At 52.6% G+C, this 22,027-nt stretch carries 22 protein-coding genes; 11 read left to right on the top strand and 11 right to left on the bottom strand.

Annotated elements, in window-relative coordinates; translation table 11 throughout:
- Positions 1-113 precede the first annotated feature (113 nt).
- Complete coding sequence (locus KNO58_RS10135) at positions 114-725, top strand: stage II sporulation protein M (RefSeq protein WP_214753606.1); 612 nt, start codon at positions 114-116, stop codon at positions 723-725.
- A 23-nt stretch (positions 726-748) separates the two neighbouring features.
- On the opposite strand, the gene KNO58_RS10130 is transcribed toward KNO58_RS10135, so the two are convergent.
- The 5 genes from KNO58_RS10130 to KNO58_RS10110 form a co-directional block, all read right to left on the bottom strand.
- On the bottom strand, positions 749-1,471 hold the full coding sequence (locus tag KNO58_RS10130) for a DNA/RNA nuclease SfsA (protein WP_214753604.1): 723 nt from the start codon (positions 1,469-1,471) through the stop codon (positions 749-751).
- Between the two features lie 2 nt (positions 1,472-1,473).
- Positions 1,474-1,920 (bottom strand): SACOL1771 family peroxiredoxin, encoded by a 447-nt coding sequence (locus tag KNO58_RS10125; protein WP_214753602.1) that lies wholly within the window; start codon positions 1,918-1,920, stop codon positions 1,474-1,476.
- A gap of 55 nt (positions 1,921-1,975) precedes the next feature.
- Positions 1,976-3,214 (bottom strand): peptidase T, encoded by a 1,239-nt coding sequence (pepT, locus tag KNO58_RS10120; RefSeq protein ID WP_029596316.1) that lies wholly within the window; start codon positions 3,212-3,214, stop codon positions 1,976-1,978.
- Between the two features lie 129 nt (positions 3,215-3,343).
- The gene (locus tag KNO58_RS10115) at positions 3,344-4,018 is read right to left on the bottom strand and encodes an LrgB family protein (RefSeq protein WP_058765390.1); all 675 of its coding nucleotides are present in this window, start codon (positions 4,016-4,018) and stop codon (positions 3,344-3,346) included.
- A complete protein-coding gene (locus KNO58_RS10110) occupies positions 4,015-4,371 on the bottom strand; it encodes a CidA/LrgA family protein (RefSeq protein ID WP_021068043.1) in 357 nt (118 codons plus the stop codon). The genes KNO58_RS10115 and KNO58_RS10110 overlap by 4 nt, the downstream gene beginning before the upstream one ends.
- A gap of 151 nt (positions 4,372-4,522) precedes the next feature.
- Between KNO58_RS10110 and KNO58_RS10105 the strand changes: the two genes are divergently transcribed.
- Positions 4,523-5,260: a YwqG family protein gene (locus tag KNO58_RS10105; RefSeq protein ID WP_214753600.1), complete on the top strand. Its 738-nt coding sequence runs from the start codon at positions 4,523-4,525 to the stop codon at positions 5,258-5,260.
- A 47-nt stretch (positions 5,261-5,307) separates the two neighbouring features.
- On the opposite strand, the gene KNO58_RS10100 is transcribed toward KNO58_RS10105, so the two are convergent.
- Together KNO58_RS10100 and KNO58_RS10095 are read right to left on the bottom strand one after the other, a co-directional pair.
- Positions 5,308-8,451, bottom strand: a complete 3,144-nt coding sequence (locus tag KNO58_RS10100) for an efflux RND transporter permease subunit (RefSeq protein ID WP_214753598.1) — start codon at positions 8,449-8,451, stop codon at positions 5,308-5,310.
- A 24-nt stretch (positions 8,452-8,475) separates the two neighbouring features.
- Positions 8,476-9,048, bottom strand: a complete 573-nt coding sequence (locus KNO58_RS10095; RefSeq protein ID WP_214753596.1) for a TetR/AcrR family transcriptional regulator — start codon at positions 9,046-9,048, stop codon at positions 8,476-8,478.
- A 229-nt stretch (positions 9,049-9,277) separates the two neighbouring features.
- Here KNO58_RS10095 and KNO58_RS10090 point away from each other — a divergent pair, with 229 nt between their 5' ends.
- The 3 genes from KNO58_RS10090 (at position 9,278) to KNO58_RS10080 (ending at position 12,827) form a co-directional block, all read left to right on the top strand.
- Complete coding sequence (locus KNO58_RS10090; RefSeq protein ID WP_021068046.1) at positions 9,278-10,348, top strand: Fe(3+) ABC transporter substrate-binding protein; 1,071 nt, start codon at positions 9,278-9,280, stop codon at positions 10,346-10,348.
- A 134-nt stretch (positions 10,349-10,482) separates the two neighbouring features.
- Positions 10,483-12,120 carry an ABC transporter permease gene (locus tag KNO58_RS10085; RefSeq protein WP_058765398.1) on the top strand — a complete coding sequence of 546 codons (1,638 nt, stop codon included), beginning with the start codon at positions 10,483-10,485 and terminating at the stop codon, positions 12,118-12,120.
- On the top strand, positions 12,120-12,827 hold the full coding sequence (locus KNO58_RS10080) for an ABC transporter ATP-binding protein (protein WP_138860111.1): 708 nt from the start codon (positions 12,120-12,122) through the stop codon (positions 12,825-12,827). The genes KNO58_RS10085 and KNO58_RS10080 overlap by 1 nt, the downstream gene beginning before the upstream one ends.
- 46 nt (positions 12,828-12,873) lie before the next feature.
- Here the strand turns inward: KNO58_RS10080 and KNO58_RS10075 are convergent, their stop codons facing one another.
- The 3 genes from KNO58_RS10075 to KNO58_RS10065 all read right to left on the bottom strand — a co-directional run bounded on the left by KNO58_RS10075 (position 12,874) and on the right by KNO58_RS10065 (position 15,993).
- Positions 12,874-13,770, bottom strand: a complete 897-nt coding sequence (locus KNO58_RS10075; protein WP_214753594.1) for a class F sortase — start codon at positions 13,768-13,770, stop codon at positions 12,874-12,876.
- Between the two features lie 20 nt (positions 13,771-13,790).
- The gene (locus KNO58_RS10070) at positions 13,791-15,131 is read right to left on the bottom strand and encodes a globin family protein (protein WP_214753592.1); all 1,341 of its coding nucleotides are present in this window, start codon (positions 15,129-15,131) and stop codon (positions 13,791-13,793) included.
- Positions 15,132-15,213: 82 nt separating this feature from the next.
- Entirely contained in the window at positions 15,214-15,993 is a 780-nt protein-coding gene (locus KNO58_RS10065) for a helix-turn-helix domain-containing protein (RefSeq protein ID WP_214753590.1), read from the bottom strand.
- Between the two features lie 114 nt (positions 15,994-16,107).
- Here KNO58_RS10065 and KNO58_RS10060 point away from each other — a divergent pair, with 114 nt between their 5' ends.
- Both KNO58_RS10060 and KNO58_RS10055 read left to right on the top strand, forming a co-directional pair.
- Positions 16,108-17,757, top strand: a complete 1,650-nt coding sequence (locus tag KNO58_RS10060) for a glycoside hydrolase family 13 protein (RefSeq protein ID WP_214753588.1) — start codon at positions 16,108-16,110, stop codon at positions 17,755-17,757.
- A 102-nt stretch (positions 17,758-17,859) separates the two neighbouring features.
- Entirely contained in the window at positions 17,860-18,366 is a 507-nt protein-coding gene (locus tag KNO58_RS10055; protein ID WP_214753586.1) for a flavodoxin domain-containing protein, read from the top strand.
- Here the strand turns inward: KNO58_RS10055 and KNO58_RS10050 are convergent.
- On the bottom strand, positions 18,330-19,928 hold the full coding sequence (locus tag KNO58_RS10050; RefSeq protein ID WP_214753584.1) for a glycoside hydrolase family 55 protein: 1,599 nt from the start codon (positions 19,926-19,928) through the stop codon (positions 18,330-18,332). The two genes, KNO58_RS10055 and KNO58_RS10050, sit on opposite strands and share 37 nt — an antisense overlap.
- A gap of 266 nt (positions 19,929-20,194) precedes the next feature.
- Between KNO58_RS10050 and KNO58_RS10045 the strand changes: the two genes are divergently transcribed.
- The 4 genes from KNO58_RS10045 to KNO58_RS10030 all read left to right on the top strand — a co-directional run bounded on the left by KNO58_RS10045 (position 20,195) and on the right by KNO58_RS10030 (position 22,009).
- The gene (locus tag KNO58_RS10045; RefSeq protein WP_016507985.1) at positions 20,195-20,395 is read left to right on the top strand and encodes a cold-shock protein; all 201 of its coding nucleotides are present in this window, start codon (positions 20,195-20,197) and stop codon (positions 20,393-20,395) included.
- A gap of 126 nt (positions 20,396-20,521) precedes the next feature.
- Positions 20,522-20,935 carry a pyridoxamine 5'-phosphate oxidase family protein gene (locus KNO58_RS10040; protein ID WP_214753582.1) on the top strand — a complete coding sequence of 138 codons (414 nt, stop codon included), beginning with the start codon at positions 20,522-20,524 and terminating at the stop codon, positions 20,933-20,935.
- A gap of 191 nt (positions 20,936-21,126) precedes the next feature.
- On the top strand, positions 21,127-21,630 hold the full coding sequence (locus KNO58_RS10035) for a DoxX family membrane protein (RefSeq protein WP_214753580.1): 504 nt from the start codon (positions 21,127-21,129) through the stop codon (positions 21,628-21,630).
- Between the two features lie 82 nt (positions 21,631-21,712).
- A complete protein-coding gene (locus tag KNO58_RS10030; RefSeq protein WP_214753578.1) occupies positions 21,713-22,009 on the top strand; it encodes a DUF3817 domain-containing protein in 297 nt (98 codons plus the stop codon).
- Positions 22,010-22,027 lie beyond the last annotated feature (18 nt).

Genomic DNA, 22,027 nt, shown 5'->3' with positions numbered 1-22,027 from the left:
CTGATTTGTTTACGACGTGTATTGTATCACGTTTTTTGAAAACGCGCAGTTGTGGGTAAAAATGAAACAAATAGCAACCTGATTCGTATAGAGAACAAAAGGGGGAATCGGTCATGAAAACAACGCTCCCGCTGAAAGAAGCGTGGTCGAACTATTATCGTAGAGATTTCTTCCGTCTGTGGGTCATCTTCCTCGTGACGGGCGTCGGGTCGTACTTCTTGTTTCAATCGTTCATCGCACCCGATCAAATAGACGAGATTTTAGCGCAACTCGGAGATACGTTTGAATCGAGGGGATTGACGTTCGATTCGAGCGCCCGTGAGACGATGATCGCCTTGTTCGTGAACAATACGCGTGTCACGCTACTCGCCTTCTTGCTCGGGATGATTCCGCTCTTCATCCCGTACGTGTTCGTCATCATCAATGCCGCTGTCATCGGGCTGGTCGCCATGCTCGTCGGGTTTGCCGGCGAATCCGTGATTCGGGTCATCGTGCTCGGCATCTTGCCCCACGGCATCACAGAGATCTCGGCCATCCTACTCGGAGCGGCGATGGGATTATCGCTCAACCGTTACGTGTGGAAGAAACTGCGCGGGAAAGAGACGGACGTCACGTTCAAGGCGCTATTTGTGGCAGGCGTGAAGATGTTTCTCTCCATCGCAGTGCCGCTCCTTGCCATCTCGGCCGTCATCGAGGCATACGTGACCCCACTGTTATTACAGTAAAAAAGCCATCCGCGATGGCTTTTTTACTTGAAATGACTCGTTGTCTCCGCACAGTGGAGCGGGACGATCCCTTCTGCGGTGAAGCGACAGTTCAACTGCCATATTTCGAGCCCGTCCGCAATCGCATCGCGAATCAGCTGACGAATCCGCGCGTCTTGTTTCCGGTTCGGATTGCCGGTGAAGACGGGCGCATCATATAAAAAGACATACAGCAGGACGGCCCGTTTGGTTTCAGGCAACGTCGCAATCAACGTCTCGAGATGGCGAATCAACCGTTCGGTCTCGACCGGTCTCGTCACCGCACGTCGTTCAAAGCGGGGGAGAGGCGTCACGAACAACTCGGTGAGTGGTGCCTTCACTTCCATATACACACCATCTACTTTGAAATCGAGTCGTGACGTGCCAATGACTTGCTCGCGTTCCACATGTTTCGAGTAAGGAAAGACCGGTAATGCGCCCGTGTCCAAACAATACGCGACGAAATCGTTGGCGCGACCTTGGTGAATCCCAATCCATTGTTCGTCTGCATCAATCGAGATGGCTTCTACTGTGAAGGTGGTGTTCCGTCGCGAATCGTTCGTTGTCGAGATAAGGCAAGGCACTCCGTCAAACACGAGGTCACCGATGCGGCCTGTGACCGGACAGTGGCAGGCGACGACCGTGTCGCCGAGCAACACGTCCATGACGAACCGATTGCGTCGGTTTACAATCACACCTTCCTGCAACGGTTGGGTGAAGCGATACATCGTCAGTCGACGCGTGTGACCGTCGTGTCGAGCTCGAACGTGACGTTGCCGGCCAAGGCGCGTGAAATCATGCAGCCGTCCTTGGCTTTCTTGGCAATCCGTTCGACGAGCGTGATATCACGGTCTGTGGCATCTGTCGGCACGTTGATACGGGTCATGTATCGAATCGTCTCATACGTGAAGACTCCGTTCGTCACATCGACGATGCCTTCGGCGTCAATCGTGATTCCGCGATGTGGCAGTTCACTTCGGCCGAGCATCGCCGCGAGCGTGATGATATAGCAGGTCGCGGCAGCGCCGAGTAACATCTCATCAGGGTTCGTCCCGATGCCCGGTCCGTCCATTTCCGGGGGAATCGAGATTTGTGTCTTTAACCGTTCGGCCTCGATCGTTCCGACGTCGTTACGTCCGCCGGTCCAGTCGAGGTTCATTTGAAACGTATGCTTCATAAAAAATCGCCTCCAATGTCTCTATTCTAGAAGAGAACGATTGGAGGCGCATAGATTATGCTCGCGCGCGTTCGGCGAACGTGCGGAGCGTCTGAATGATGACGTGGGTCGCTTTTTCCATGTTGTTGACGGAGACGTATTCGAACTTGCCGTGATAGTTCTCGCCGCCCGTGAAGATGTTCGGGGTCGGGAGTCCCATATACGATAGTTGCGAACCGTCCGTCCCGCCGCGAATCGGTTCGATTTTTGGTTCGATGCCAAGTTCGCGCATGACGTCGGCGACCGTGTCGACGATGTGTTTCACCGGCTCGATTTTCTCGGCCATGTTGTAGTATTGGTCGTCCATTTTTAAGTCGACGCGTGCTTCGCCGTACTTCTGTTTCCATTCGACGACGAGCTTTTCAAGCAACGCTTTGCGCGCCTCGAACTTCGTGCGATCGTGGTCACGGATAATGTATTGCAGCGTCGTCGTCTCCACGTCGCCAGAGAAACCGTTCAGATGGAAGAATCCTTCGTAGTCGCTCGTATGCTCTGGGGCCTCATCAGCCGGAAGGCGGTTGTGGAATGCCATCGCCAATTTCATCGAGTTGACCATCTTGTTTTTGGCACTGCCCGGGTGGACGTTCGTCCCATGGAACGTGACCGTGGCACCAGCGGCGTTGAAGCTCTCATATTGGAGTTCGCCGAGGGGACCGCCGTCCATCGTATAGGCGAAGTCGGCGTTGAAGCGAGCGACGTCGAACTTGTGCGGGCCGCGTCCAATTTCTTCGTCCGGTGTGAAGGCGATCCGGACCGGTCCGTGCGGAATCTCCGGATGGGCCAATAAGTATTCGACCGCAGTGACGATTTCGGCCATACCGGCTTTGTCATCGGCACCGAGCAAGGTCGTGCCGTCTGTCGTGATGAGCGTATGTCCGACATAGCCGTCGAGCTCCGGGAAGTCACGCGGCGACAAGATGACTTGGAGCGCCTCGTTCAAGACGATATCGCCACCCTCGTAATGTGCGACGAGTTGCGGGTTGACGTTCGTCCCGGTGAAGTCGGTCGCCGTATCGACGTGGGCAAGTAAGCCGATCGTCGGTACATCATGGTCGACGTTACTCGGAAGTGTCGCGAACAAGTAACCGTACTCATCCGTCTCGACGTCCTCGAGCCCGATTGCTTTCAATTCGGTCTCGAGATGGCGAATCAAATCCCATTGTTTCGCCGTCGACGGAGTCGTCTCACTCGTGAAGTCGGACTGTGTATCAATTTTTGCATACGTGATTAAACGTTCAATCAATTTCGATTGCATGGTCTGCCTCCTCTGATGAATCTGTTCTCATTTAGTTTAGCATGAGAGCCGTTTTGAAAAGTATCGAAATTGTTTGAAAATAAAAAGAGAGGCGCGATGGCCTCTCTTCGTGCCCGATTTCTTCCCGAATCAAAACAGAAGAGGAAGTAGAAATGGCAACACAAATGACGTGAAGATGGCAGACAGACCCATTGCCGCTCCCCCTGTCGCACCGGATAATGGGTGTTCCGTCGCAGCTTGAGCCGTCCCGATGCCGTGGCTGAGCGTCCCGAGCGCAAGTCCGCGCGTGAACGGGTCGGTCACGTTGAAGCGCGTGAGAATCATCGGACCGAGCATGGCCCCGAGGATTCCGCAAGCGACGGCGACCGACGCGGCGAGTGCGGCGTCACCTTGTAGTTGCCGCGCCAATTCTAAGGCGATTGGTGACGTCACTGATTTGACGGACAAGGCGAGCAAGACGTGATCCGTCAATTTGAGCGCGGTCCCTAACCCGACAGCGACGAAAATCGTCGACAGCGTCCCGAGCATGATGGCCCCGAGCGCCCGTTTCGCACGCGCGAGCAAGATAGGCAAGTTGCGATAGAGTGGTAATCCGAGTGCGACCGTGGCTGGTCCAAGCAGCGTCGTGATGGCGTCTCGAGCCGGGGCGTACGTGTCGTACGTCTGTCCGGACAAGAGCAAGATGACAATCAATGTCGCTGTACTCAAGAAGACGACGTTTGTGAAGGGGGACGCCCATTTGAACGATAGTTTGCGGCTCAACATGTAGACGCCGATGGTGACGAGCACCCAAAATAATGTCATGAGGCTTCACCTCGTCTTCCAGAGATGAGTGCGGTGACGATGAGACCAACGAATAGACTGATGATCAAGGCGGCAAACAGTGGCACACCTTCCGCCTTCAATAAATCACTGTAAGACATGAGTCCGACCGCAATCGGGATAAAGAAGAAAGCGAGATGCTTTGTCAAAAAACCAGCGCTGTCTTCAATCCACTCGACACGGATCAATTTGGTCATCAATAAGAGCAGTAAAAGGACCATGCCGATGACGCTCCCAGGAACTTTTAAATCAAGCGCAGCGACGATCCAATTTCCGAGTGCGCTCAAGCCAAACAAGAGCGAAAGGCCGATGATCCATTTGATGAGACGTTGCATATGTGACATCCTTTCGCGAATAAGTTCAAAACGTAAGAATCTTCTCAAGTTTCATTCATTCGGTCAAGAGAAAGGCTATATAAAAAATGATAAAGGGTACACATGTTCGGTATGATAGACTACTTGTATCATATCCGAATGAGGTGTTCGAATGGAACTTCAATCAATCAAACAATTTATTGAACAGCACGGGCTTGAACAAGGGGATGACATCTTGGCGGCGTTCACGAAGCGCGTTAACTTGAAGTTTGTACCACGAACGACACGAGAAGAAGTAGCGATTGGTCATTCAAAATTTGGAGGCTATCCAGATTTGCCGAGTGCGTCGGACCACCCTGGAGAGAGCTTGACGTTTCTGGCGCAATTTCGACTTAGTGACTTCGCTGGATTTGAATCGGTCGAAGCGCTTCCGAAAGAAGGCATGTTATCGTTTTTCTATGATTTGGACGAACAACCGTGGGGGGATGGGGACGAACGTCACCTTTGGCGCGTCTTCTATACAGAAGCGACGACACTTGAACGGATCCGAGTCGGCGAGGCGCTCAAGGAAAGGGCGATCACATTCGAGGAGGGCTATGGGCAGAACGCTCACGACTTATTTGATCTTATGAGTGAGGATGAATATGCCGCCTTTGAGGAGTTATTCGATGAGGACGAGGCGCATGCGGTAGGCGGGCATCCGGACGAGGTGCAAGATGATGTGTTTGAAGAGATTGAAGAAACGCATGGGGGACGATTCAGTGACCCGTTCCTCCTATTCCAAATGGATTCAAGCGAAGAACTCGACATCATGTTCGGTGACGCCGGCATCCTTTATTTCCTCATCCCGACTGAAGCGCTCCGAGCCAAGCGCTTTGAAGAGGCGGAAATCATCATGCAATGCTACTGAACGCCAAAAGAGAGTCGACCCCAAAATCGGGTCAACTCTCTTTTTCGTTACACTTCTTTATTCTTACGGAACCGTGCGAAGAACTCATACACGATTGGGACGATGAGGAGCGTCAACAGCGTCGAACTCGTCAATCCGCCGATGACGGTCACACCGAGACCTTTCGAGATCAAGGCGCCGCCTTCAAGGCCGAGGGCGAGCGGTGCGAGGGCACCGATCGTCGCGAGCGCCGTCATGAGAATCGGACGGAGACGCGTACCGGCTGCCTCAAGCAAGGCATCGCGTGTTGAGAAACCGGCCGCTTCTTTATGAATGACGCGGTCAATCAAGACGATGGCGTTCGTGACAACAATCCCGATCAACATGAGCGCACCGATTAAGGCAGATACCGAAATCGTCTCACCCGTGATGAGGAGAGCGACAAGTCCCCCGATAATCGCGTAAGGGAGCGAGAACAGGACGACGAACGGCGTGACGGCACCACCGAACGTGATGACGAGCACCAAGTAGACGATGGCGACGGCCGCGAGCATGGCGAGACCGAGCTGGGTGAACGATTCTTGAATCTGTTCGGTTACACCACCGACGTCATACGAGACACCAGTCGGGAGTTCGATATCAGATACACGTTCCTCGATGGCAGCCGAAGCTTCCGTCGCTTTGTCGGTGCTGAGCTCGACGTTGACGCGAGCTAGGAGCTTCCCGTCACGTTGGACGAGCGTATCCGGTGTCGTGCCTTCCTCGACTTCGATGAAGTCCGAGATTGGGCGAGGGCCGAACGGCGTCGTCACTTCTTGTTCCTGCAAGTCGTCGATGCTGTCGTACGTGACTTGTTCCGTCGGAATGATGACACCGAGCTGCTTGCCATCGATTGTCACGGTCGAGAGCGGGCTTTCTTGTGCTTGGAACTGTCCAATCGTCTGGGCGAGCTGAGCAGCCGAGACACCTGCCTCAGCAGCAGCCTGCTGGTCGACGTTGAACGTGTATTGGACGTACGATTCGCGAAGGTCAGACGTTGCTTGACGGACATAATCCGTCTCTTCTTCAATCGTCTCAATGAACGTCGGTACAATCGCTTCAAGCTCTTCAAGTGAGTTGGCATAGACGTTATACGTCACACCGCTCGTTCCGGCACCGCCGGCGAAGTCTTGTTCTTTCCACTCACCGCCAGAGGCGAGTTCGTTCAAGCGTTCGACGTCAGCGATTTTGACATCGGCGAAATCTTCTGTGTCCGGGTCATACTGGACGATGAAAATCCCTTGCTTGTTGTTCCCAGGGTTGAGCGGGTTTTCGCCACCGACCGTGAACTGAACGTCGGTCGCGTCCGCTTGCTCTTCCATGAAATACGTCTCGGCGATTTCGGCCGCCGCGATTGAATCGTCAAGCGTTTGACCCGGTTCTGGGTCGAACGTGACGTAAAGCGTCTTCTCCGACTCCTGGTTCAAGAAGTTGACGCCGATGGCCGGGACGAGGGCGAAACTTCCGATTAAGAGAAGCGTCGCGAGTCCGAAGACGACGAGTTTATGGTTGAGTGACCAGTTGAGGACGCCGCGATACCATTCAGCGAGCTTTCCTGGTCCTTCTTCCGGTTTCAATTTGTCGCGGTTCTTAAAGAACGAGTCGGCCATCATCGGTACGACCGTGATCGCGACGAGTAGCGACGCGAGCAAGGCGAAGACGACGGTCAAGGCGAACGGTAAGAACAGCTCGCCGACGAATCCTGTGACGAAACCGAGCGGCAAGAAGACGGCGATCGTGACGATCGTCGACGACGCGATCGGAATGAACACTTCTTTCGTCGCGGCGATAATCAGTTCTTTACCGCGCAACGTCTCGTTCGGACGGGTGAGACGACGGTAAATGTTCTCGATGACGACGATGGAGTCATCGACGACCCGCCCGATGGCGACGGTCATCGCGCCGAGCGTCATGATGTTGAGCGTGATGTCGAGCTGTTTCAAGACGATTAACGCCATGAGGAGCGAGAGCGGGATGGAGATGACCGCGATAATCGTCGAGCGGAAGTTACGAAGGAACACGAGAATAATCAAGATGGCGAATAGACCACCGAGCAACGCTTTCGAGACCATCGTCTCGACCGATTCTTCAATCGGTTGACCTTGGTCGAGCGTGACCGATACTTTGGCCGTGTCATAGTCGGCTTCGAAGTCGGCAAGCACATCTTTGACGGCGTTGACGACGTCGACGGTGTTCGCGTCTTGTGTTTTCGTCACTTGAATCCCGATGGAACGTTCCCCGTTCGACCGTGAAATCGATTCCTCGACGCCGCGGTCTTCAATCGTCGCGAGTTCGCTCAAGGCGACGGTCGGGACGGTTGTCGGGACGTTGGCAGGTGGGACGGCACCTGGCACTTCAGTCGGGACTTGTGGGGTCTCACCAGTCGGAAGTTCCGTTGGCGCACCTGGAACTGGCTGTTCCGTTTGTGCGGGTGAGTACGGGATTTGGAGATCGCGGAACGCTTCGAGCGTCTCCGACTTCCCGTCGATGACGACTGCTTGCTCCGTATCGCCGAGTTCATATAGGCCGAGCGCGATGCGGGCATCGTTCGCTTGAATCAACTGTTTGACCGTGTCTTCCGTCAAGTTGTATTCGGCGAGTGCCTCCTCATCGAACTGAAGCTCGACACGACGAATCTCTTGTCCGGCGATTTGGACGGTCTGAGCACCTTCGACCCCTTCAAGGGCTGGTTGTAACTCATCCTCGACCAATTTCGTCAATTCGGCCAAATCGAGACTCTCATCTGAGACGGCTGCCCCGATGACCGGGAATGCGTCAAAGCTGAGACGCGACACTTGCGGGTCTTGGACGGCTTCCGGCAACTCGACGTTGCTGAGCGCTTCTTTGACGAGTTGTTCAGCTTCTTCCATATCGGTGCTGAAATCGTAATCGATTTGAATGTTTGAAGCGTTCTGGAACGAAGACGATCGAACTTGTTCAACCCCGTTCAAGCTCTTCAACCGTTCCTCGAGCACGGTGCTCACTTCGTCGAGCACTTGTTCAGGTGAGGCTCCTGGATAAATCGTCGTCACCGAGACGGTCGGTGTCGTGATGTCAGGCAATGTTTCTAGTTTCATCGTCAAGCCGGCGAAAATTCCGGCGGCCGTCAAGATGATCGTCATCAACCAGACTGCGAACTTGTTGTTGACGGAGAAGGACGTGATTTTCTGCATGGGGTTCATTTCTCCTCTGATGGCTTAGTCTGTTTTACCCGAATCGATATTCCGGGCCCGCTCGATCAAGCGAGCGATAATGTCGTGTTTTAAGGCGGGAGGGGCGACGCCGACGTTGAAGTGCTCGGACATCATCATGCCTTCGAGTGCATAACGGATAATCATCGTCTCGACAGGGTCGCTCGTCTGTTGAAACGCTGCGAAGAACGTGTCGAGGTCGTGCTTCCACCGTTCCGCGTATTCCTGGTCGACAGCGAAAAGCGTCAAGAAGGCAATCATTTTCTCGGCGTCGATGTGAATCGGTGAACGCTCGGGATGGAGTTTCGTCTCGTCAAACAGGCGGACGAACGCTTCGACAGGACCATTGCCGTCGGCTTGAAGCGATTCGTACAAATCGTTTTGCTCGGTTTGAAGCCGTTCGACGATGGCGGTCAACAGCGCTTCTTTGGATGGATAATGATATAAGAGACCACCTTTCGAGACGCCAGCCGTCTTGGCGACTTCATCTAATGTAAGATGATGCACACCATGCTCCATGATGATATCCGTCGCGGCATCCAACAATTTCTGTTTCGTGATCATTGATCGGTTTGTCATGTCATGCCTCCTTTCTGTACCGACCAGACGGTTTGTTCTCTTCTACTATAGGGGGCTGGTCATTTTGAAGTCAAGACATGATGACGTCAAAACTGTTAAGTTATGTGTTTATAACTATGGTAAACGATTTCAAAAAAAGGTTGACGTGAGAATGATTATCAGTGATGATAGTAACTGAGAGTAATTATCATTACCAACTAATAGAGATGAATAAGTGGGGGATTATGAAATGAACAAAAAGTACATGGCACTCGGCCTCTCGGCTGCGCTCACAACATCGCTTCTTGCGGCTTGCGCCAGCACAGAAGAAACGACGACTTCAAGCGACAACGAGACAGCAGAAGAGTCAAAAGTCGTTAACGTTTACTCGAGCCGTCACTATGATGTCGATAAAGAGCTTTACAAGCAGTTCGAAGAAGAGACAGGCGTGAAAGTCAACGTCGTCGAAGGGAAGAGCGATGAGTTGCTCGAGCGTTTGAACACAGAAGGCGACAACACGGAAGCCGATCTCTTCATCACGGCGGATGCCGGGAACTTGTATCAAGCGAAAGAAGCGGGACATCTGCAAGCGGTCGATAGCGACGTGCTTGAGTCGAATGTCCCTGAGAAATACCGTGACACGGATAAAGAATGGTTCGGTCTTACGAAACGGGCCCGCGTCATCGTCTATGCGAAAGACCGCGTAAAACCAGAAGACTTGTCAACGTATGAAGCACTCACGGAAGAACAGTGGAACGGCAAAGTACTCGTCCGTCCGTCTGAGAACATGTACAACATCTCGCTCCTCGCCTCGTTCATCGAAGTGAACGGTGTCGACCAGGCAAAAGAATGGGCGAAAGGTATGGTCAACAACTTTGCACGCGACCCACAAGGGAACGACCGTGACCAAGCGAAAGCAGTCGTGGCCGGTGAAGGTGATGTCGCCATCATGAACACCTACTATATGGGTCTCATGTTGAACTCGGAAGACGCGGAAGAGAAGAAAGTCGCTGAGCAACTCGGCGTCTTCTTCCCGAACCAAGACACGACGGGGACACACGTGAACATCTCAGGAATCGCGATGACAAAAGCATCGAAGAACTCAGACAACGCGAAGAAACTCATGGAATTCATGTCTGACCCGTCAGCACAAGAACAGTTCGCGAGCGCGAACTATGAGTATCCGGTCAACGAATCGGTTGAACCGAACGAACTCCTCCAATCATGGGGTGAGTTCAAAGAACAGGACATCAACCTCTCGGCACTTGGAGAGCACCAACAAGAAGCCATCCGTCTCTTCAACGAAGCGGGCTGGAAATAAGAAGACTTCGGCTTGAACGAACGTTCAGGCCGAAGATTTTTGCGTTTCTCGACACGCTAGCGGTACAACGAGAGCGTTGAACCTGATATGATGGGACAGGAAGTGACTGAACGAAAGAACGGGAGTTGTACGACATGAACTGGTACGCGCTGAAACGACAACTGAATGGATGGGCCATCCTCAGCTTTATCGCGCTGGTGTTCATCGTCCTGCCAGGCGTCGTCGTCTTGGTCGAACTGTTCGCACCGGTCAACGACAACTGGCAACACATCCGCGAGTACTTGTTGCCGACTTACGTGCGCAATACGCTGTTCATCATGCTCGCGACCGGATTGTTGACGACCATCATCGGGACGAGCCTGGCCTGGTTCGTCACTGTCTATGACTTTCCGTTCCGTCGGTTCTTCAAATGGGCGCTCATCTTACCGCTCGCTATCCCGCCTTACATCGGGGGATATACGTATCACGGCATCTTGAACTATACGGGCGTCATTCAGACGACGCTGCGCAATGAGTTCGGCATCACCGTCGACCAGACGTACTTCAACATCATGACGATTCAAGGGACGGTGTTCATCTTCACACTGTTCTTGTACCCATACATTTACACGATCACGCGGGCCTTCCTGCACAATCAATCGTCCTCGATGATTGAGAACGCCCGTATCCTCGGCCGCGGCTCGTGGGACATCTTCTTCACCGTCGTCATCCCGATTTCGCGTGTCGCCATCATCGGTGGGGTCAGCCTCGTCTTGATGGAAGTATTGAACGACTATGGGGTCGTCAAATACTTCGGGATTCAGACGTTCAGCACGGCCATCTTCAGTACATGGTTCGGGATGAAAGATACGTCCTCGGCGCTCAAACTCGCCGGGACGCTCATGATTCTCGTCATCGCCATCTTGACGATGGAACGGCTCGTCCGAGGGCGGAAGCAGTTCAGCTATGCGACGACAAAAGTGAAGCCGCTCAAGCCGAGACAATTGACCGGGTGGCACCGCTACGCCGTGTTCGGCTATGTGGCGACCATCTTCGCCGTCGCGTTCCTCATCCCGTTCGTGCAGCTCGTCGCTTGGACGGTATTGACGTTCGAACAAGTGTTCACGGCCGAGTTTTTCCGCCTCGTCTGGAACACGGTGAGCGTGGCGTTCATTGCGACCGTGATCATTCTCGTGTTCGCGCTCATCATTGCGAACTACACGCGCCTGTTCCCGTCGAACATGACACGCGTCATCTCGAAAGTGACGACGCTCGGCTATTCGATTCCGGGAGCGGCCATCGCCATCGCCGTCATCACGTTGTTCTTGCTGCTTGATGAGTGGGTGCTGAACGTGGCGCTCGCCTTGGATTTAGGCCAGACGTTCGTGTTCAGGACGACGCTCATCATGCTCATCTTCGCCTACGTCATCCGCTTCCTCGCCATCGGCTATAACTCGATCGAGAGTGGATTTGAGAAAGTCGGCAAGTCGTTCACGGAAGCGTCGCGCATGCTCGGGTGGGGGACGGTGCAGACGTTCTTCCGAGTCGACATCCCGATGATTAAAGGGGCAATCATGAGCGCGTTCATCCTCGTCTTTATCGATATTATGAAAGAATTGCCGCTGACGCTGTTCCTGCAGCCGTTCAATTTTTCGACGCTCGCCACACAGGCGTTCAAATATGTCAGTGACGAGAAGATACATGAGGCCGCGCTCGCCTCAATCGTCATCGTGCTCATGAGCGGACTGTTGATCTTTGTGTTCCATAAGGTGCTTGATAAGGAGGCCGACTAATGTTTGTTCAAATCAACGATTTACACTTCAGCTATAAAGGTGCGCAAGCCGAGACGATTAAAGGATTCTCAATCTCGATCACGAAAGGTGAAATCGTCTCGCTTCTCGGTGACAGCGGTTCTGGGAAGAGTACGATTTTACGCCTCATCGCAGGACTTGAGATGCCGAATCAAGGCGTCGTCGTCGTCAACGACTGTGTCTGTTGCGACGATTGCCAGTTCATGCCGCCTGAACAGCGTGGTGTCGGGATGGTGTTCCAAGACTATGCGCTCTTCCCGCATATGACCGTTGAGAAGAACATCCGCTTCGGTCTGCATAAATTGAGCCGGAAAGAGCGGAACGAGCGTGTCGAAGAGATGCTGACGCTCGTGAACTTGTCCGAGTTCCGTCATCGCTATCCGTATGAGCTCAGTGGTGGTCAGCAACAGCGTGTCGCGCTCGCGCGTGCGTTGGCACCGAAACCATCGCTCCTCATCTTGGATGAGCCGTTCAGCAACTTGGACACGTCGCTCCAACATCGCATTCGGGACGATTTGCGCCGCCTCCTCAAACAGACGGGAACGACGACCATCTTCGTTACCCACGATGAAGAGGATGCGGAGGCGCTCGCCGACCGTATCGTCTATCTCGGAGAAGGCAAAATTAAAAAGCAGGTCATGACGGAGAACAATAAGACGTTTAACCCGCAGATTCCGTGTTTCGTATAAAACGTAAGAACCCGCAGACATAAATCGTCTGCGGGTTCTTTTATGGTTATTTCGTCTCTTGAGAAGGACTCGACTCGTTCCCGAGTTGATCGATCGCTGTCACATAATAAGCTGCCTGCTCGTTCGTGACTTCGATGCTCTTCCGGGCGTGCGACGGGATACTTTCGATATGCGTCGCTTCACCGTCGACGACTTCATAGACGCGATAGCCGATGACGGCGTCGTCACGGACGGCATGCCACGTCAATAAGTTCCCGCGGAGTTCGACGCTCGTTGGTGCGTCAAGTTCGACTTCGGTATTGATCTTGGTATCGACAAGCTCGGTATAGACGACGAAACGCTCGTCATAACCGCCGTCACCGAACGTACCGGAACACGTGATCAAATTCAAATGTCGGCTCGACGTGGCCCCGAAGATATCTTCGATTGGTGCATTTTTCGTATCGTAATTCTCTGTTTTTGTGACACGAAACGTCAACGTGTTGCCATTCTCATCAATAATTGTCACGTCATCGCCTGTCTTCAGCTGATCGAGCTCATAGAAGACGGCGGGGCCGGTCTTACTGTCCACATGTCCGGCGATGACGGCATTCCCTTTACTGCCTGGCTTGACGCCGGGCTCGAACCAACCGACTTGGTTCTCGTTTTTTGGGACGCCCATCTGTCCGTTGTCGAGTACGCCGACCTGTTCGATTGCGGTGTCGACCTTGATTTTAGGAATTTGAAGTTGGACGGGTGTCGCGGCCTTGGCACTTTCCTCTTCCTCGGCTAATCGGAGCTTCTTCACCTCTTCCTGTAGAAGTGAGAATTCAGCCGATAAATCTGGGCTCTCCTCTATTTGTTTTTCTTCTACAGGTGGTGACGACGATTCTTGGGCGCTCGTCCACGTCCAGAAGCCAAAACAAAAGAGAGAGAGCGCCAGAAACAAATGGCGCTTGTTCATGGGGCTCCCTCCTTATTGAATTATTGTTCAGACACTTTACGGTTGCGAAGCGTTACGAAGGCGAGTAAGATTCCGCCAAGTACAGCAAGGCCAGCGTAGAGCGTGTTCATTGATTGTTCTTGTGCACCACCGAGACCTGTTTCAGGCATCTCTTCAGGCATTGTTGTTTCAGCGAACTTGTCAGGCATTTGTGTCACGATCGCGTTACCGAGTGTCTCACCAACACCGAACATGAACGCGTATCCTTCACGGAATGACATCCAAGCGGCATCCGCATCACCAGCTACATACTGATCGAACGTTTGAAGCACGAGGGCCTCATGTTGTTTGATGGCTTCTTGGCCAGCTTCTTGTGGCAAGTTACCTTCTGTCGCTGCATCGAGGAATGTGCTGAAATCGACAGCGAACTGGTCGAGCTTCATGCGTGCTTCTTCAATTTTAGCTTCGTCGCCTTCGAGTGTAGCGGCAACGATGTCACCTTGGGCTGTGATGTGGTTCCCGTTCCATACTTTTTCGAATTGGGCCGCACCTTCGTCACCATAGACTGAACCGATGGCTGCTTTGAAATCGAGTGTGTTCTGATCTTCAGCCCAGCTCACGTAGTCGAAGTCTTCTGCTTGATCGTAGCCTTTTTGCATGCCGATTGCTGCGAGGGCGAAGTGCTCACCAGCAAGGCTGTTCAATGTTGAACGAAGCTCGACGGCCGGTGTGTCAGCAGCAGTTTCAAACTTGTCAGGCATCTGTGTGACGATTGCGCCTGAGAGGGCTTTACTGATGTCGAACATGAGCTTGTACCCTTCGCGGTACGTCATGTATGCCGACTCGTAATCACCTGCGACGTAGTTGTCGAATACTGAGAGAACTTGGTCTTCGTGAAGCTCAAGTACGTCAGCGGCTGCGTCTTTTGGTAAGTTACCTTCTGTTGCTGCATCAAGGAATGTTGAGAACTCTTCGACGAATTCATCGACTTCAGCTTCAGCGTCAGCGCGAAGCTCTTTGTCTTCTGATTTAGCCGCTTCGACGAAGTCAGCTGAGTAGTCGTTGTGATCAGCGAAGATTTCTTCGAACTGGGCTGCACCTTCATCACCGTAAATTGAAGCGATGGCCGGTGTCATGTCGAGTGCGTTTTGATCGAGGGCCTTCATCGCGACTTCGGCGTCAGGTGCTCCATCATAAGCTTTCATCATCGATGTGACGGCTAAGACGTAATGCTCAGACAGTAATTGGTCGAGCGTGGCTCGTAAGTCACCTGCTGGTGTGCTTGCTGTCGGCGCGTGATCCGCTGCCTGTGCATTCAATGGTACGAGTAAGCCGAGTGCGAGTGCCGGTGCTACAATCTTGTTCATTGTTTTCTTCTTCATGGGTAATCGCTCCTTTTTTTGAGTGGTTGTCGTTGTTTACACCCATCTAACGGAGCGGTTCAAAAAATGGATCACTCTTTTTTTATTTTTTTTCGTTTTTTTGTTGAAGTGTGCGATAAACCCCTGGTGCGACGCCATATTTTCGTTTAAAGATTCGATGAAAATATGGATAGGAGCGGAATCCGGACAGCTCGGCGATCCGTTCGAGAGAGTGTTGGGTGTACTGCATCTGTTCTTCGGCGAGCTGGAGTCGAATCGATTGGGCATAGGCGACAATCGTCATACCCGTCACTTCTTTGAACAAGTGGACGGTCCGCGATACACTGAGCCCGACCGCGTCGGCGACGTCCGCCACTTTGAAGTCGCTTGTGACGTTTCCTTCTATATAACGCATCATGCGTGACACGACCGGGGGCCGCACGTTTGCTTGCACTTCTTGGACGGAACGGTCCAGCATGAGAAGCAAGGCTTCAATCAGTGTCTCAATCAAATCCGGACTTTGTTCAGTCGTCGGGCGTCGCGCCTCTTCGGTGATATGCTGCCAGAGTGACAGCATGCGAGGGTCGATTGAGATGGACGTGATGCGGGAACGGTCGATCGCCGCCCACCATGCATCGAGTGTCGGACCATCACAGAAGAGATGATAGTCCCCGCTTGCCGGAGTGTCGACATGCAGTTCGTACTCGTCACCAGGTTTGACGAGCAACAAATCGCCAGGCCGTGCCGTATGCGTCTTCCCATTGACGACGATGCGCGCCGTGCCCTCCGTCTGCAAACGAATCAAATACGTCTCCAATCGATTCGGGAAAGGAAAAGTGTAGGTCGTTGTATGATACGAATAGCCACAAAAGCCGATTTCCATCAAATCATCCTTTCTTAATAGCAAAATCGTGCATATTCTCATCATATCATGGATAGAAATCAAGGCGACGAGCGGGTACGATGAAATCGACAGAACGTATGAGGAGGATGAAACATGAAACAATGGTGGAAAGAAGCGGTCGTCTATCAAATTTACCCGCGCAGCTTTAATGACTCGAACGGTGACGGGATTGGGGACATCCCTGGAATCACCGAGAAGATGTCGTATTTGGCGGAACTCGGAATCGATGTCATCTGGCTATCGCCGGTGTACGATTCACCGAACGACGACAACGGATACGATATCCGCGATTACCGTGCCATCATGGATGAGTTCGGGACGATGGACGATTTCGATGCGATGCTCGAAGAAGCGCATCGTCACGGCATCAAAATTATGATGGACCTCGTCGTCAACCACTCGTCGGACGAGCACCAATGGTTCATGGAGTCGCGCTCCTCAAAAGACAGCCCGTATCGGGACTATTACATTTGGAAAAAAGGCGAGAACGGTCAGCCGCCGACGAACTGGGGCGCTTTCTTCGGAGGGAGTGCGTGGCAATACGATGAGGCGAGCGACGAATACTACTTGCATCTGTTCAGCAAAAAGCAACCAGACTTGAACTGGGAGTCGGAGACGTTGCGCCGTGAAGTATACGATTTGATGACATACTGGCTCGATAAAGGGGTCGACGGTTTCCGGATGGACGTCATCAACATGATCTCGAAAGACCCGAGCTACCCAGACGGCGAGACGCGGGGGACGGGTTACGGGGACGGCACACCGTTCTTCTTCAACGGGCCGCGCATCCATGAGTTCATGCAGGAGATGAATCGTGAGGTCTTGTCGAAATACGATACGATTACGGTCGGTGAGATGCCGGGCGTCAGCGTCGACGAGGCGAAGCTTTATACGGGAACAGACCGTGACGAATTGAACATGGTGTTCCACTTCGAACACGTCGACGTCGGCAACGGTAGTTTCGGCAAATGGAACCCGACGGACTGGAAGTTGACGGACTTGAAGACGATTTTCTCGCGTTGGCAAGAAGGGCTCGAGGAAGATGGCTGGAACAGTCTCTATTGGAGCAACCATGATCAACCGCGAGCCATCTCACGATTCGGGAACGACTCGGATGAGTACCGTGTCGTCTCCGGCAAGATGCTGGCGACGCTTCTCCACATGTTGAAAGGGACGCCGTACATCTATCAAGGTGAAGAGTTCGGGATGACGAACGTGGCGTTCGACTCGATCGATGAGTACCGTGACATCGAGACACTCAACGCGTATCGGGATTACACGACAAATGGATTGTTGACGCATGATGAGATTTTCCGCGGCATTCACGCACGCGGACGCGACAACTCACGGACGCCGGTCCAGTGGTCGGCTGAGGCGCAAGGCGGCTTCACGTCCGGCACGCCTTGGATCGGGGTCAACCCGAACTATGTGACCGTGAACGCGGAAGCGGCCCGGCGTGATCCGGACTCGCTCTTCCATTACTATCGTCAGTTGATTCAGCTCCGGAAACAACATCCGATTGTCGTTTACGGGAAGTATGAACTGTTGCTGCCGGACGATGAAGCGGTATACGCCTTTACACGTACGTTCGAAGGCGAGACGTGGCTCGCGCTCTGCAACTTCTCAGCTGAGACGGTGACGCGTGAGCTCCCATTCGACGTGAAAGAGCGGGTGATTGGGAACATGGAACCGATCGAGCCGTTCACGCTTCGTCCGTACGAAGCGCAAGTGTATAAAGTGTGACGAAAAAACTCGCCTCCGTGGCGAGTTTTTGTTGTGTCGTTAGTAAAGGTGACCCGATTCGGGAATAGGGATAGTAGAGTCTGACCGAAAGGGGGAAACGCGATGAATACGTTAATTGCTTACTCGACCCGCTATGGGACGAGTGAGAAAGTCGCCCATCTGTTGGCCGAACGGCTACCAGGGAACGTCCACGTTCAAAACGTGGTCGAACAGCCGGAGGTCGAATGGGCGACGATCGACCATGTGATCGTCGGCAGTTCAATCCGGATGGGGAAAATCCAAGATGAGATGACGGCTTGGTTGCACATCCATGAAGCCCAATTGCTTAAACGCCCACTTGGCCTCTATCTATGTGCCGGGACGCCGACCGCGGCCGAACGGCAACGGGAGCTCGAGGACGCGTATCGGGAAGTGTTGCGCGTGCACGCTTATTTCGTCGAGGTCGTCGGCAACGGCTATGACTTCGAGCGGATGGGCTTTCTCGACAAAGCCATCGTCCGCATGATGGCAAAACAGACGGTGAGTTCGCTCAATTTAGACGAGACGATGCTCGATGAACTCGTCGAGGCGGCTCAAGCGTCGTTGCGTACACGGTCTGAGAACCCGTAAGCAAACAAGTCGTGGGCCTCGATTGGACTACTCGTGGAGATGAGCACATCTCCACTTTTTTGTTCGCCTTCGATTCGCTGGAGTGTGATATTCGTCAACTGGCCACCAATTTTCAAGGCGACCGGGGCCGAGTTGCGACAGATGACGTCCTCGATTGTGACGTGGTCGGTCCGGTTGTCGCCTCCAAACAGTTCAATGTCGGCCCGACCTGAAGCAAATCCGCTCGTCGCAATCCGTTTCAAGCGTACGTTGCGGGATTTATATTGGACGGCGAGGACTGGATTGGCGCGATAGTCGTAATCCGGATTGCCGATGGCCGTGAATCCATGAATCAATACGTCCTGATACGCCGACACGACGAGGCTGCGTGCCGAAGATTTCGTATACAGCTTCGAGCGGATCGGTTCCATCGACACGAGATTCGTGCCCGACAGGAAGCGAGCCGTCTTCGACTGCGGGTCATCGGCCAAGTGATGGCAGATGTGACGGAAATTGAACGACCGATTGTCGTGATATGAAAAGTGTCCGAATATGTGGACGTCGTGAGCGGCTGAAGACGTCCCGTGCGCCTTCACTTCGACGCCCCCGAAACAACCTTCGCTCATATTATTGACGAGTGTGACGTGGCGTGACCCATCATCGATCTCGATTCCGTTCGAGTTCGAGAAGCCATGGGCGTGCGTGCGTCCGTGTGGATGATGGCAGTAACAGTTCGTGATATAGAGGGCGTCGCTATGATGGGTTGTAATGCCGTCGTCCCCGTAATTCGTCGCTTCGCAATGGTCGAGCCACACGTACCGGCTCCCTTTTTTGGCGCGAAGCCCGTCCCCTAAGTAATGATAATGAGGAGATGTGATATCGAAGGCATGCAGTCCCGCGTTTTTCGCCGTGACATGGTGAATCCAGCCGAATTTGACGTGCGCGAACGTCAACGCGCTCGAAGCGGTATCGCCACTAGAGGTCCGATCGACGTCACCGAGGCGTTCCACGTTCCAATCGAGCGTCAAATGTGAGACTTCAATATGATGATTGCCGGCGAACGGGGTCGCGTTTCGAAGCAACCGTCGATGTTTCGGGGCCCGGTCCGACAGCTTGATGATTGTTTCCTGCTGGCCGGCGCCTTCGAGCACACAGTTCGACGGGATGCGGATGCCGCGGACGATATACACGCCGGCCGGTACGTGGACGTGACGGTTCGACCGGAGAGCGAGCCGGAAAGCGAGTGTGCAATCGGTCAAACCATCCCCGATAGCCCCATACTCGGTGACGTCGACATAGTGGCGTGTCGCTTGTCTCAAGTTCAAGTGCTCGGCGTCGAGCCGGCGCATCCATACCGGGCGGACGATTCCGTCCACTGTCTCGAGGGGTAAGGAACTTGTCACCGGGATGATGCGTTCGGTCATCGGCAGGTGGGAGAGATAGGTTTTCGCTTGGTCGGGATAGTGCGCCTGTCGTGTCGCTTCATGCCAATCAAGTGTTTCTTTCAATAGATCACCGAGCGCCCAATTCGAATGGTGGGCGATGGTGGCAGCGATATTCGAGCGATCAATGTGTGCGGTCATATGGTTCATCCTCCTAGCGTTCACTACAATTGAATGTACCCGTTTTAAAAGTATTTTTAGCAAACCGAAGTATTTAGTAGACAGAAGCATTTATCCATGGTATATTCTATATGTGCTTAATTAAGAATAGCTGGAAACATAATTCACAAAACGCTTTGGATTATTTTTCGTTTAAGATAATCCTAGAGGTTTGTGCTTTTTTTTGGTCAGTTTTTTCTAGTAAGGCACTACTAGAACGCACAGCGTTTATTTCAGGAGGGTTCATTATGAACACAGGTAAAGTAAAATGGTTTAACTCAGAAAAAGGTTACGGCTTCATCGAAATGGAAGGCGGAGACGACGTATTCGTACACTTCTCAGCAATCCAAGGCGACGGCTTCAAGACACTTGAAGAAGGCCAAGCAGTAACTTTCGAAATCACTGACGGAGCTCGTGGACCACAAGCTTCTAACGTTGAAAAAATCTAATCTTCCTTTCTAAGGAATTTTATAACCTGCTCGCTTCGGCGAGCAGGTTTTTTGTTGTCCGCGTGTTTAATCACTTGTCCCAGGGGAATCAATATACGAGTGACTATCACAAGGAGGTTTTTCAGAATGGATGCAATGCAAACGGCAAGACAGATTTTAGATCATAGTAACGTGGGCACGATGGCGACGGTCTATAAAGGCAAACCGCATAGCCGTTATATGACGTTTTTCCATGATGAACTCACACTCTACACGGCAACGTCGAAAGACACGGATAAAGTAGATGAGCTGAAAAATAATCCATATACGCATATTCTGATTGGCTATGACGGCGATGGCGTCGGGGATACGTATCTCGAGATTTTGGGGGAGACAACGGTATCCGATGACGAATCGATGAAAGAGAAAGTCTGGAACGAGAAACTCGAAGGCTGGTTCGATGGTCCGGACGATCCAAAACTCGTCATCTTAAAAATCGAGCCACAGTCGATGCGCGTGATGAATAAAAAAGGACAGCCGCCTCAAGAAGTGAACCTGTAAATCCAACAAAGACGTCCCTCGTGGACGTCTTTTGTAATTGACCAATTTCCAAAAAGTGACTGACCTGTGACACACATATGAACGAAACGTGAACTCTTGTACTAACCTATGTGAAAAGTTGAACATGGATGGTATATTGTGAATGTAATCACATATAAGTTATCATTCACTCATTCAAAGGAGGAATTATCATGTTCACAAAATTTTGGCAGAACCACAACATCGCCACCGGTATATTGACCGTCCTTCGTCTCTGGCTAGGCTACCACTGGCTCACGGCAGGCTGGGGCAAAATCACGGGCGGATTCGCTTCAGAAGGTTTTCTCAATAACGCACTGACCCTGGCGACCGGCGAACATCCAGCCGTAGCGAGTTGGTGGGCAGCATTCCTTGAAAACTTTGCGATTCCTAACGCCCAGCTCTTCGATATTTTGATTCCATATGGTGAATTTTTAGTCGGCCTCGGTCTCTTGCTCGGTGCCCTCACACGTAGCGCCGCTTTCTTCGGTCTCGTCATGAACATGGCGTTCTTGCTCTCAGGTACGGTCAGCACGAACCCGACGATGTTAATCGTCTCGGTCCTCATTCTCGTCGCCGGCTACAATGCTGGTAAACTTGGTGTCGATGGATTGTTCCTTCGCAAGTTTGTCGAAACGAAAGTGCTACATCGTTCACCAAATCGTCAAATAGCGTAACGACTTTATGACGTTCTCTTGTGACAAACATCACCTCTTTCGGCTACGATGGACGTAGCATCGATTGAAAAGGAGAACGAATATGAACGCGACACGTTTTAAATGGCTCGGATACACAGAAGGGATGTCTTTCTTACTCTTATTGTTCATCGCGATGCCGCTTAAGTATTTGGCGGGTATGCCGCTCGCTGTCAGCATCGTCGGCGCGGCCCACGGTTTCCTGTTCGTCGCTTATGTGGCGGCAGCCGTCTATATGGCATGGCGTTTCAGCTGGGGCTTCAAAGTGTTGGTCCTCGCGGTCATGGCATCCGTCATCCCGTTCGGACCGTTTTTGTTAGAGAAACGAGTCCTCCCATCTACAGAAAAGACATCGAATTGAGGTTCGATGTCTTTTTTG

Origin of the sequence: Exiguobacterium sp. J17977 (assembly GCF_018616375.1) — a bacterium.
GTDB lineage: Bacteria > Bacillota > Bacilli > Exiguobacteriales > Exiguobacteriaceae > Exiguobacterium > Exiguobacterium mexicanum.
This window is presented reverse-complemented; position numbering and strand designations above follow the sequence as displayed.